This is a genomic window from Rickettsia sp. MEAM1 (Bemisia tabaci) (assembly GCF_002285905.1).
Lineage (GTDB): Bacteria > Pseudomonadota > Alphaproteobacteria > Rickettsiales > Rickettsiaceae > Rickettsia.
The window spans coordinates 458,045-470,366 of the sequence record NZ_CP016305.1; the positions used below are offsets into that span (position 1 = coordinate 458,045).

The window sequence follows — 12,322 nt, forward strand, 5'->3', positions numbered from 1 at the left end:
TTGACTGCGGGATCCATTTAAAAATATTGTTAGGTTTTAAGTTGTTTTTCTGGATACCGCGATCAAGTCGCGGTATGACAGGTAATATTATGGACACCCCGCTTAAGCACATAACAGCAATGAGGAAAAAATTACCGATTTCACTCACTGTCTGATATTTCCTCTATGGTAGGCAATATAATAATTCTTAGGCTATCGATTTTATTAGCGATTTTCTTTAAAATTATTATTTTGAAGTTAAATAACTCAATTACTTCGCCTCGATTTGGAATTCTAGCAATTTTATGGATTATTAACCCTGCTATAGTATTTGCATCATCATCCGGTAAGTTCCAATCAAGTTCTCGATTAACATCTCTAATAGTCGTGGTACCTTTTATAACATATTCAGTATCAGATTTTTTAATAATTTCATCACTATGCCTATCATGTTCATCAGTGATAGGACCAACTATTTCCTCTATAACATCTTCAAGAGTAATGATGCCTTGCAAATCCCCATATTCATCGACAACACAAGCAAAATGGTTATTACGCTCTCTGAAAGCATTTAGCTGATCTACAACAAGTGCATTTTCAGGAATAAACCATGGAGGCGTCAGAAGCTCATTAATATTAATCTTCTTTTGATCGTTATTATGTTCATAAAGCGATTTCAACAAATCTTTTAAATTCAAAATACCGATTATATTATCTCGATTATCTTTCCATAAAGGTATGCGGGTATGAGAGCTTGATAATAAGGTTTTAATTATTACCTCGCTAGGTAGATCAATATTAATAGCTATAATATTACTCCTATGAGTCATAATTTCCGATACCGTCATATTACGTATATCTAAAATTCCGCCAAGCATATTACGATCGGTTTTATATACGCCGCCCTCTTGATGGTAATGTTCAATTACGCCTCTAACTTCCTCAGTACCAGATATTTGAGGATTTAAATTAATCCGGAATATGAAACAAAATATCCTTGTAATGTAATCAAGAGCAATATTAATAGGTTTAAAAAGCTTTAGAAAAATTACAATTGTTGAAGCCATTTTAAGAGCTAATTGCTCAGCTTTGGCAACAGCTATAGCTTTAGGTGCAACTTCAGCAAAAACAATAATTATAAAAGCCATGACGGCAGAAGCAACCAAAGGACCATTATCACCAAGAAAGCTGATAAATAAAGTAGTTGCAATAGTAGTACAAACAGTGTTGATTAAACTATTACCGATTAGCAAAGTTCCAATTACTTTTTCCTTTTTCTTTAAAACCTGCAAAACTGTCTTAGCACGTTTGTCGCCAGCAATCTTAAGTTTATGAATCTTCCCAGGGGAAGAAGCAGTAATAGCAGTCTCAGTAGCAGCAAATAAAGCAGATAAGGCGATCATAACTATAATAGCGATCACAAGTATAGTAGTCATTTGATGTTAAAATATAAAATTAACTATAAGTAATTATATTAGGAATTAAGCATTTTGCCTAATCTTTTTTGCATGCTCATTTTATTTGAAAAATTGGTGGTAAAGTTTTAGCTTTCAAAATTATAATTAACGTCGTATAGATGAGTCTCTTGTTTTTTGGCTTTTAATCATATCTTGGAATGTAGTATCTGGTGCGTTCTTATTTGTTTTTATCTGTTGCCCGAGCCATTGAGCATCTTGTTTAAACATAGCGTCAGTTAATATCTCGGCGTGACGTTCTCTTAATCTTAATCCTTTTTCGCCTTTAGATTGTTCAGTAGAAAGTATTTCTTGCTCTTTAGCAATCTTGACACCATTATCTACAGTAAAAACACCGCAATCTGATTGATTATTTTGTTGCTTCGTCTGCTCATCAATTATAATCGGCTTATTAGGAAGATTTCCTAAAGTTTTATCTATTAATTTCGGTAATTTCTGACCGTCATAATTAATAGAGTTACCTAGTGAATCGTTAAAAGTTAATGTTATTTGGTTATCTTTTTTGTCATATTTAGCTACTAAAACTGTCCAATGACCATAACCCATCTCAACAGGGATAACGGCAGCTTCTTTTCCATTATCTTTTATATCTTGAGTAGCTCTATTTAAAATATCTTCATTAATTTGTTGTTGAGCTTCTCCTCCTCTAGTCAAATCATTTTTTAGCTTTTCACGTTCTGCATCTGAAAGATTAAGTATTTCTTCTCTCTTCTTAGCATCCCCTAGCATTAGAGTTCGTTCCTCTTTATCAGGAATAAGATTAGCGAGCTCTATTGTTTCTTGAACTTTAGCTAAAATTTCTTTCTTCTCTTCGCCTTTTGCTGTATAATCTTTAAGCATTTCTTCTGTTAGGGCTGTATTGCGAAAAGTTATAGCTGGTTGCACTGAAAACTTTTTTTCATCTAGTTGTGCTGTTAAAAGGTGCGTAATCTCATTTTCAGTATACCAGTAATTGGGGGTTTTTACATTATTAATATCTTGTGTAGATATTTCATATTTAAAATCGTTTATATTAAAGTCATTATTTGTACGAGATGGAAGTGCAGGAGTATTATCTGACATCATTGCTTTATAAGCTTGCTCTGTCATTCCAACTTTTTTCCAATCTTTTTGTGGGGAATTAGCATTAATTTGTTGTGCAGATTGTTGCTGTGTTGGCATAGTTTTTTCTTGTATTTGCTCCTTTGGTAATTTAATTAACTCTGCTTCTGTTTTTGTCGTAGGTTGTTGTTGAGGGGGTTGAGCTTCTTCTTTTGTACCAAAGTAACTAGTTATTACACTTTTAAAATAGTTAAAGACTCTTCTAAAAAAACTTGGCTGTTCTGGCTGTTTAGTTTCATATGATATGGTCGGTTCTTTTTTTGTATTATCAGGAATATTTTTCATAATTTGCTCTCTATCGAAATTAAAATCTATAGGATTTACTTCGGATTTTCCTAAATCTTTTTGAAATTGCCGTGATATTTGAAATACGTATTTTTTTAAATTTTCAGCAGCATTATTTGGATCTTTTAAAATTTCGGTAATTTCAAGTTTAAGACCATAAATTTGATCTTCAGAAGTAATACCAAATTTAGCCGTTATAAGATTTGCTGCTTGATCTGAGGATAAGGGCCAAGTTTTTACAATTACTCTTCCTCCTTGATTTTTAGTTGTTTTTATCAGCTTGTCTAATTCTGCTTTGTCAGGTATAGCACCGGAAAGTAATTTATTAACTTTTTTATCATCAGCAAGGTTGTTAAAAACCGATAACACTGAATCTATATCTGTAATAGTAGTAGCTTTACCTCTATTTATTGTATTTTCATTTATAGCAAGCTCCTTATCTTGCTCATTTGCAAAAAATACATGGCTGGTTTTTGTAAAAAGTTCTTTCCAATATGCTGCTAATGCAGGATTTTCTGCTAGTGAATTATAATGTTCGAAAGTAATAGTACTTTTTATATTTAAATTTTGTAGATTGATTAAATCTTGCGATTTAAAAATGGGGGCGGTGTTATTGTTACTGAGCTGAACATTAAAAATAGGGCTTTTATTTTGTTCTCTAGATTCTTTAAGTATTTCTGCAAAAATACGCTCTTTATCTGGTATGCTTGATTCTTTATTAGTCTGAAGTGAGACAATTGTTGGTGGGTCTAGAACTGTTTCTTTTGATATTTTTTCTAATATTTGATTATTACCACCAAGTAAAAGAGTAAATATGATAGGTTCAGCCATCATTAACCTTTGTTAATAAAAGAGTTAATGTCCCCCTTCGGGGATCAAAAATCCCTCGCCTTTAGGCGAAGGGAAGATATAATGAAATTGCTTTAGCAATGAATTTATATCAAGAAATATGAGAAGTTATAGAAAGAATAGTCATAGTCAGTATGATTTAAAAGTGCATCTTATATGGATACCAAAATATAGGAAGAGAATATTGATAGGCAAAGTATCGGAAAGGACTAGAGATTTACTGAGGCAGATTTGTATGGAACATGAAGTACATATAATTTCAGGGAAAATATCATGTGATCACGTACATATGTTTATCTCATATAAGCCGCAAATATCGGGTCTGTCAGATTTTTTGTGTAAGTACGATTTCTCCATTTGCCCAATTTTGTAAATTAGTATCACAAAGTATAGCAAATTGATTTAAAGCCATCGCCCAATTCTTAATAGGCATTGTCCATTTTTTAGAGGCATTTGTCAACGCCAAAAAGATTATTTTCTGAATCGATTTGTCATCTGGAAATACTCCTTTATTTTTAATAATTTTACGAATTTGACGGTTAGTGGATTCAATAGCATTAGTAGTGTAAATCGCCTTCCTAATGTCTTCCGGAAAGCTAAAAAATGGAGCTATGCCAGACCAATTTCGTTGCCATATGTCAAAAATAACTGGATATTTTTCATCCCATTTTTTGGCAAAGTTTTGTAATTCTCTTAATCCCTCTGCTTCATTTATTGCAGAATAAACTGCTTTTAAATCAGCTGTTACCGCTTTTAGATCTTTGTATGATACGTATTTTACAGAATTTCTTACCATATGAACAATACACAACTGCACTATCGTCTTTGGAAAAATGCTATTTATCGCCTCTGGAAAACCCTTAAGACCATCAACACATGCAACATATATTTGTGCAACTCCTCGATTCTTCAGTTCTGTTACTACCTGCATCCAAAATTTACACCCTTCATTCTTGCCTATCCAAATTCCTAATAGCTCTTTCTTGCCCTCCATATTCACTCCAATAGCTAGATAAACCGCTTTATTTATTATTACATGATTATCTCTTGCCTTAACATGAATACAATCTAAGTACATTATAGGATATACATTATCAAGTGCTCTATTCTGCCAAGCAGTTACTTCCTCTAAAATACCATCAGTTACCTTTGATATTAACTCAGATGATACCTTGGTGGCATATAGTTCTTCTAAGTGCCCTTGTATTTCCCTAATGGTCATTCCCCGAGCATATAAGGATATTACTTTATCATCAAATCCTTCAAATTTACGCACTCCTTTTGGAATTAGTTGAGATTCAAATTCTCCATCCCGATCCCTTGGCACTTCTACTGTCAATTTACGACCTTCTGGATCTATTAGAGTCTTTTCATAATTACCATTACGTCTGTTATCTGAGTATTTCTCATTTTTAGAATGTTTCTCATAACCTATATGAGATTCCATTTCTTTCTCTAAAATCTTATTTACTATCTGCTTTTTAATTCCCTGAAATATCCCTTCTTTACCAAATATTTCAGATGGATCACTTTGTGATAGTATTTCTGATACTAATTTTTCTATAGCTGGATTTGATACTTTGTTATTGTTCTTCATATTAGCTCCATGTAAGTTGTTTATATTATTTTTATTCTTAACTATTTTTACAACTTACACAAACTTCCTGACACCCTCCAAATATCTCTTAGCAAGTTAGTAAAGTATTTAAAAGGCATTAGCTCAAGAATTTTATTGCAAGAATTTACTCATTTACGAAAACAATTTTGGGGCAATCATTTGTGGGCTAGGGGCTATATGGCAGTCAGTTCAGGTAATATAACTGATGAAATGATACAGCACTATATTGATGAACAGGAAGGTGAACCTGTGAATGATGATCGATTTCTAATCGATTCCACTTTATAACCCCTCAGCTTATAGCTGAGGGTTGTTTAGTTATTATTAACCTTATTTTAAGGAGTTGGGTCAAGACATATTTAATGCTCCATGCTTTAACTTGTATAATTTATCCATTCTATGTGCTAATTCATGATTATGCGTTACCATTACAATGGCTGTATTTTGTTCCTTGGCTACTTTTAAAAATAAGTTAAATACTTCATTGGTAGTTTTAGGGTCTAAATTGCCTGTAGGCTCGTCTGCTAAGATAATTTTTGGCTTATTAATTAAGCTGCGTGCTATTGCGACACGTTGCTGCTCCCCTCCTGATAATTCACCTGGCATATTATGTAGCTTTTTGCCAAGACCCAAACTATTCAATATATTTTTTGCTGCTTCTATTGCTTCTTTTTGGTTAGAGCCATTAATAAGACGAGGCATAATAACGTTTTCAATTGCAGTAAAATCTTTTAATAAATGATGTTGCTGATAAATGAAACCCAAATAATTAAGACGAATTAGATGGTTTGTTTTATACTCGTTATTTGCAATAATAACTTCGCCGTTAGTTGGTTTATCAAGCAAGCCTGCAATATGTAGTAAAGTCGATTTACCACTACCTGAAGAGCCAATTACAGCAATTAGCTCGCCCTCGTTAATATCTAAATTAAGGTCGTCTAATACTCTGATAATAGAGTTGCCTTGCCTATAATGTTTAGAGACATTTTTTAAAGTTAGGATTTTATTACTCATATCTTAAGGCATCCACAGGATTTAATTTTGAAGCTTTGTAAGAGGGATAAATTGTTGCTAAAAAGCATAATATTATAGATAAAGAAGCGATTAAGATAATATCCTGACTTCTTACTTCTGATGGTAGACTATAAAGAAAATAAACTGCTGCTTCAAAAATCTTAGTACCGGTTATATTTTCTAAAAAGTTTTTGATAGTCCCTATATTATAAGAAAAAGTAATACCAAGAATTAAACCAAGAATAGTACCAAGCAAACCAATAAACATGCCATTATAGATAAAAATTAGCATTATCTGATTTGTGCTTGCTCCCATTGTTCTTAAAATTGCTATATCAGAAGTTTTATCTTTCACTAACATAAATAAGCTTGAGATAATGTTAAAGGCAGCAACTGTAATGATTAAAGAAAGGATAGTAAACATGGCTGTACGCTCAACAGCTAAAGCACTTAAAAATTGTGAATTCAAAGTTTGCCAGCTAGATATTTGTAAATTTGTACCTAGTAATAGCTGCACTTTATGCGAATATGCAAGAGCCTTATCAGGATGCAGGGTATTAACTTCAATTAAGTTTATATTATTTCCAAGAGATAGAAAATTTTGTGCTGCTTCAAGTGGCATTAATATGGTTGCTGAATCATAATCATACATACCGCTATTAAAAATCGCTATAACTTTAAATTCTTTTGATCTTGGTACGCTGCCAAAAGCGGTGGAAATGGAATTCGGTGAGATTAATTTAACTTTATCATTAACTGTTACACCTAAATTAGCAGCTAAACCTTGTCCAAGTGCTATTACATTCTTGCCGTGGAAATTATCAAAACTACCAAAATTGACATTTTTAAAAATTTCATTTTTTAATTTTAAATCATTTAAATCAATACCTTTAATAATAGCACCGCTATTATTATTTTTGCCTAGTGCTAAAGCTTGACCATTAGCAATAATATTTACATGTTTTACGTAATTTTGCTGCAATAATTTAGCTTTAATTTCTTCGTAATTATCAATACTGCTAGTTTGCGGGCTTATGACTATATCGCCGTTTAAGCCGATAATATTTTTAGTTAGTTCTGTATGAAAACCATTCATCACCGACATAACGACTATTAATGCCGCAACGCCGATCATTACTCCAAGCAGAGAAAAGCCTGAAATAATAGAAACAAATTTTTCATTTTTTTTAGCTTTGAAATATCTAAAAGCTACTGTAAAGATAAAGTTATTATTAATCATTTTTGTTGTTTGTTGTCATTCTATTGGTTTTTTGATGTCATCCCGCGATTTATTCGCGGGATCTTATGTCCCAAGCTGTGTCCTAAGATACCGCGGTTAAGCCGCGGTATGACAAAGTTACACCCTACTCGAAATCTCAAAGATTTTATCATATTTAAATAATTTAGGTAACGTTATTAAACCGAATGCTGTGATAACACATATGGTGAGGCACCGTCAAGTTAAGTAAATTAGTGTCACAAAGTACTATATTTTTAGATTTCAGACAGCAAGAAGTCTTTGAGTAGCTTCATCCCAAATGGATTTAGCGGACGCAAATGCAATTCTTTGCTCAGATGCTGTTTTAGTATATCTTCCAACATTTACAGCAAATATATTTCTGACTTTTCCCATCAGTGATAATGTACATTGTGCTGAATTAGGATGCTTAAATTTAATCAGTATCTTCTCTTTTCTCCTAGTTGGCTGATGGGCATTCTCAATCCGATTATTTAGTCTTTTATCGGTACGATGCTTAGTCCTAGGACACATATACCTAACTGGTTTAATGTAGCTTTTTAGCTTATCAGTCACAATAACCCTTGGACATGGATAATTACCCAATAATCTTGATAAAAAGCGAATAGCTGATTTCTTGTTACGACGCTTCTGCAGTAATACTTCTAATTCATGTCCCTCAGAGTCAACAGCTCTCCATAATATGAATACTTCACCTTTGATCTTGATATTCATCTCATCCAAATGCCATTTATCAGTTGGCTTTCGCTCTCTCTTACTAATAACATCTTGAAAATAAACTACAAACTTATAACACCAAAACCTTACAGTCTCATGACTTAATATAATACCTCGATAAGCCATCTGCTCTTGAACATCTCGGTAACTATTATTAAAGCGATGATATAACCATACTGTATGGCTAATAATGCTTGCTGAAAAACGATGTCTATTCGGGGCTTGAGTAATATGCATAGCGGTAAAATCTAGGATAAATTGTTACTGCTATTCTATAAATCATTCCCTGTAATTGCTCAATACTTAATTTATACCTCCCTTAACTTGACGGTACCTTTTTGACCGCAGCGTACATATTAGTACGTGACGAACAAAAATGAGAAGGAGTCAATCATAATTTTTGTGTAAATTGTTAAAAATCATTTTCTAATAATTCATATTTAAAATTTCCACATAGTATCTCAAATTGATTCAAAGCAAGAGACCATTCTTTAATAGGCATGGTCCACTTTTTTGCAGCATGTTTAAGAGCTAAGTAGACAATTTTTGTGATAGATTTATCATCTGGGAAAACCCCTTTATTTTTGATAATTTTACGGATTTGTCTATTTACCGATTCTATCGTATTGGTAGTATAGATTACCTTTCTAATCGGCACCGTCAAAAATTCTGAGGCTCCTTGCTCTTTTCCAAATAAAACTTCGTCTACCGATTCTTCATTTACTCAAAATCTTCAAAAAATTGTGAACAATCACCTATCACATCTTCATCAGGACCGTTTGGATATAATTTTGTATATGCATTATCTATTTTATTTAAGAAATCTAGCGAGGAAACTTCTTCATCTAATGGTTTAGAGTTTTCTACACGTAAAATATAAATAGGGTTAGAAGAATGTCCTTTAAGTTGTTCACTTAAATTGTAATTGTATAATCCACCACCTGAGATTTTTTTCTCTGTGGCATATTCTATATCTCTTGCAAATTGTAATGTAGTAATATTAGATTCATTATCTGGTAGAGTGGCAATAATTGCTGTATGCGTTCCACGAAGATAAATATCACCTGGTTGAATTAATGTCCCCCTTCGGGGATCAAAAACCCCTCGCCTTTAGGCGAAGGGAAGATATAATGAAATTGCTTTAGCAATGAATTTATATCAAGAAATATGAGAAGTTATAGAAATAATAGTCATAGTCAGTATGATTTAAAAGTGCATCTTATATGGATACCAAAATATAGGAAGAGAATATTGATAGGCAAAGTATCGGAAAGGACTAGAGATTTACTGAGGCAGATTTGTATGGAACATGAAGTACATATAATTTCAGGGAAAATATCATGTGATCACGTACATATGTTTATCTCATATAAGCCGCAAATATCTCTTAGCAAGTTAGTACAGTATTTAAAAGGCATTAGCTCAAGAATTTTATTGCAAGAATTTACTCATTTACGAAAACAATTTTGGGGCAATCATTTGTGGGCTAGGGGCTATATGGCAGTCAGTTCAGGTAATATAACTGATGAAATGATACAGCACTATATTGATGAACAGGAAGGTGAACCTGTGAATGATGATCGATTTCTAATCGATTCCACTTTATAACCCCTCAGCTTATAGCTGAGGGTTGTTTAGTTTCTTTTAATATTTATGTCAACAGATTATTAAAATATTTTAATAATCTACTCAAAAGGTTGCCTTAGGTTGATAGCAGCAGATAAAGTTCCCTCGTCTAAATAGTCGAGTTCACCGCCTATAGGTATGCCGCTAGCAAGGCGAGAGATTTTTGTAGGATGGTCTTTTAGATATTCTGTAATAAAATAAGCAGTAGTTTTCCCCTCTAAAGTAGAGTTAGTTGCGATAATGACTTCTTTAATATTTTCTTTAAAGCATCTGTCAAGTAGTTCCAGTAACCTCAAGATACTAGGGTTCTGTCTGCTAGCTGCTGATAAATTATGACCAAGCACGTGATATAATCCTTTGAAATTACCACTACGCTCCATTGCCCATAATTCAGCAACAGTTTCAACTATTGCAATAACTGATTTATCTCGATATTCAGACGTGCAGATACCGCAAATATTTTCAGTATCCATATTACCACAGACCTGACATTTTACTATTTTCTTATCTATTTCTGTAAGATTATTGATAAGAGTTTTTAGCCTTACATCCTTGTCTTGCAGTAAATATAATACTATACGTCTTGCTGATCTGCTACCAAGTCCAGGAAGATTAGAAAATAGGTAAATTAGCTGGTCTATCTCGTTATTATTATCGTTCATATTAAGCCTTTATTACGACAGTTCCAGCTATTTTATCATGTAATGCTTGTTTTTGAGAAGAGAAAAGTATAAAGAAAATACCGATCGGAAATGTCATATATCCAAGGAATCGTTTAATTAACTGTTTAAGAGTTGGGCGATTAAATGTTTTAGCGTCAACTATTTTCATACGCATAAATATTTTACCAATAGTTGCTCCTTTATAATACCAAAAGCCTATAAAATATGAACCTATCACTGTTAAATTAATTAGTAAAATTGAGACATTAAATAAAATATATTTATTAAAATTTCCTGCTTTAAGATATTCATAAAATTCTTGACTCATAACAGATTGAAGTACTTCGCTTTGATTATGCAAGTCAATATTATAGCTCTGGAAATAATCATTGTAGAAAAAAATCATTAGATAAAAGAAGCAAAATTGTAAAATTGGAATTGCTATAAAAGCAAATAACGATAAATCAAGTGCCGTAGAAAAAATACGTGCTATAAAATCTGGATATATAATTTGTTTTTTCATTGCTGATTACTATTTTTTGATGTTTAATAATATCAAAAACATTACAGTATTTATGGAACAATTTGAAGCATTTAGTTTATTATTTGTTGATAGTTTTGTCTCAAACTTAATTATCGGTTTTCAGCGTGAATTAATTTTTCATTCTATGAAAATGTTTGGTAACTATAGTTACCCTATAATGTTTGTAGTAGCTACTTGTGCTTCTCTTGGTGGTAATATAGTTAATTATATTTTTGGTAAATGTGCTTTAAATATTTTTTACTCTTCTAAAAATGAACAGAATATTTTGAGACATAAGAATTTAACCCAACTCTTTTATAAATATGAGATATTTATACTTCTTTTGATGGCGTTTCCTTTTTGGGGAAGCTTTATTTCCTTATTTTCTGGTTTTTTTAAAACAAAATTTTCAAAATTTTTGGGGCTTGGTTGTTTGGCAAAAGCCTGCTATTATATTGCAGAACTATATATTATATAAATAGCCATGAAAAAATTAACCTCAGAAAACTCTCATAGACAACAAAAAGTAGCAAGTATAATAAATGAAGCATTAATTGAGATTTTACATCGTGGTAAAATGCTTGATCCTAGACTTTACGATTGTCCTCTTACAATAACAAAAATTATAGTTACTGCCGACAACTGCTATTTTCTACCTTTTAACACTAAACTAACGCCTCAAGAGATTACCGAAAGCCTAAATAATTCCAAAAATGCTATCAGAAATTTCGTAACAAGCAAGATAAATATGAAATATTCACCCGATATAAGATTTCATTATGACCACGGATTTGACAATGCCTTGAAAGTAGAGCAGTTACTAAAGGATACTAATAATATATAATTACTAAAAATGGGATATATTTTAGATAGGAACAGGTGCTATGGGATAAACTCAATCATTGAAAACAATAATTATCCATTGTACTAAGTATTTAAAAATACTTAGTACAACAGTCCCCTAGCATAAAGTTTGCACTAAAGGCTTAATAAGCTGTTTTTGCAATAATGGAGTTTAAACATCATTCACGCTCTACATACTATCAACAGTAATTAAAATAATCAAGTGCTTTTAGTTACTTTTTAGTATTTTTTTAAACTATAAGTATACCCATATTATTTCTTAATGTTTTTATATTTCCAGTATAAAAAATTATTAATTTTTATAAAAAATAAAGCCTTATTTCCATAAATAACTTTCAAAGATTGTTTTTT

General features: G+C 31.9%; 13 protein-coding genes and 1 pseudogene. 5 read left to right on the plus strand and 9 right to left on the minus strand.

Annotated features, from left to right (window positions below; translation table 11 throughout):
- Positions 1-140 precede the first annotated feature (140 nt).
- Both BA173_RS02390 and BA173_RS02395 read right to left on the minus strand, forming a co-directional pair.
- Entirely contained in the window at positions 141-1,415 is a 1,275-nt protein-coding gene (locus BA173_RS02390) for an HlyC/CorC family transporter (protein ID WP_068041658.1), read from the minus strand.
- A 126-nt stretch (positions 1,416-1,541) separates the two neighbouring features.
- The gene (locus tag BA173_RS02395; RefSeq protein WP_068041660.1) at positions 1,542-3,671 is read right to left on the minus strand and encodes a hypothetical protein; all 2,130 of its coding nucleotides are present in this window, start codon (positions 3,669-3,671) and stop codon (positions 1,542-1,544) included.
- A 118-nt stretch (positions 3,672-3,789) separates the two neighbouring features.
- Between BA173_RS02395 and tnpA (BA173_RS02400) the strand changes: the two genes are divergently transcribed.
- Positions 3,790-4,062 carry an IS200/IS605 family transposase gene (gene tnpA / locus BA173_RS02400; RefSeq protein ID WP_232505962.1) on the plus strand — a complete coding sequence of 91 codons (273 nt, stop codon included), beginning with the start codon at positions 3,790-3,792 and terminating at the stop codon, positions 4,060-4,062.
- Here the strand turns inward: tnpA (BA173_RS02400) and BA173_RS02405 are convergent.
- Positions 4,015-5,286 carry an IS256 family transposase gene (locus tag BA173_RS02405; RefSeq protein WP_157738049.1) on the minus strand — a complete coding sequence of 424 codons (1,272 nt, stop codon included), beginning with the start codon at positions 5,284-5,286 and terminating at the stop codon, positions 4,015-4,017. The genes tnpA (BA173_RS02400) and BA173_RS02405 overlap by 48 nt on opposite strands.
- A gap of 81 nt (positions 5,287-5,367) precedes the next feature.
- Here BA173_RS02405 and tnpA (BA173_RS02410) point away from each other — a divergent pair, with 81 nt between their 5' ends.
- On the plus strand, positions 5,368-5,595 hold the full coding sequence (gene tnpA / locus BA173_RS02410) for an IS200/IS605 family transposase (protein ID WP_257789555.1): 228 nt from the start codon (positions 5,368-5,370) through the stop codon (positions 5,593-5,595).
- Positions 5,596-5,655: 60 nt separating this feature from the next.
- On the opposite strand, the gene BA173_RS02415 is transcribed toward tnpA (BA173_RS02410), so the two are convergent.
- From BA173_RS02415 to BA173_RS02430, 4 genes and pseudogenes are all read right to left on the minus strand, one after another.
- On the minus strand, positions 5,656-6,321 hold the full coding sequence (locus BA173_RS02415; protein ID WP_016948604.1) for an ABC transporter ATP-binding protein: 666 nt from the start codon (positions 6,319-6,321) through the stop codon (positions 5,656-5,658).
- Positions 6,314-7,561 (minus strand): lipoprotein-releasing ABC transporter permease subunit, encoded by a 1,248-nt coding sequence (locus tag BA173_RS02420; protein WP_016948605.1) that lies wholly within the window; start codon positions 7,559-7,561, stop codon positions 6,314-6,316. Before BA173_RS02420 ends, BA173_RS02415 begins: the two co-directional genes overlap by 8 nt.
- 261 nt (positions 7,562-7,822) lie before the next feature.
- Positions 7,823-8,533 carry an IS6 family transposase gene (locus tag BA173_RS02425; RefSeq protein WP_095568270.1) on the minus strand — a complete coding sequence of 237 codons (711 nt, stop codon included), beginning with the start codon at positions 8,531-8,533 and terminating at the stop codon, positions 7,823-7,825.
- A 175-nt stretch (positions 8,534-8,708) separates the two neighbouring features.
- Positions 8,709-8,948: pseudogene (locus tag BA173_RS02430) on the minus strand (transposase); the annotation flags it as partial.
- Positions 8,949-9,463: 515 nt separating this feature from the next.
- Here BA173_RS02430 and tnpA (BA173_RS02440) point away from each other — a divergent pair.
- Positions 9,464-9,904 (plus strand): IS200/IS605 family transposase, encoded by a 441-nt coding sequence (gene tnpA, locus BA173_RS02440; protein WP_095568272.1) that lies wholly within the window; start codon positions 9,464-9,466, stop codon positions 9,902-9,904.
- A 77-nt stretch (positions 9,905-9,981) separates the two neighbouring features.
- Here tnpA (BA173_RS02440) and recR read toward each other — a convergent pair whose 3' ends face one another.
- Both recR and BA173_RS02450 read right to left on the minus strand, forming a co-directional pair.
- Positions 9,982-10,584 (minus strand): recombination mediator RecR, encoded by a 603-nt coding sequence (gene recR / locus BA173_RS02445; protein WP_016947858.1) that lies wholly within the window; start codon positions 10,582-10,584, stop codon positions 9,982-9,984.
- Between the two features lies 1 nt (position 10,585).
- Positions 10,586-11,107, minus strand: a complete 522-nt coding sequence (locus BA173_RS02450) for an RDD family protein (RefSeq protein WP_068041621.1) — start codon at positions 11,105-11,107, stop codon at positions 10,586-10,588.
- Between the two features lie 52 nt (positions 11,108-11,159).
- Between BA173_RS02450 and BA173_RS02455 the strand changes: the two genes are divergently transcribed.
- Both BA173_RS02455 and rbfA read left to right on the plus strand, forming a co-directional pair.
- On the plus strand, positions 11,160-11,585 hold the full coding sequence (locus BA173_RS02455) for a YqaA family protein (RefSeq protein ID WP_016947868.1): 426 nt from the start codon (positions 11,160-11,162) through the stop codon (positions 11,583-11,585).
- Positions 11,586-11,591: 6 nt separating this feature from the next.
- Complete coding sequence (rbfA, locus tag BA173_RS02460; protein ID WP_068041625.1) at positions 11,592-11,951, plus strand: 30S ribosome-binding factor RbfA; 360 nt, start codon at positions 11,592-11,594, stop codon at positions 11,949-11,951.
- Positions 11,952-12,322 lie beyond the last annotated feature (371 nt).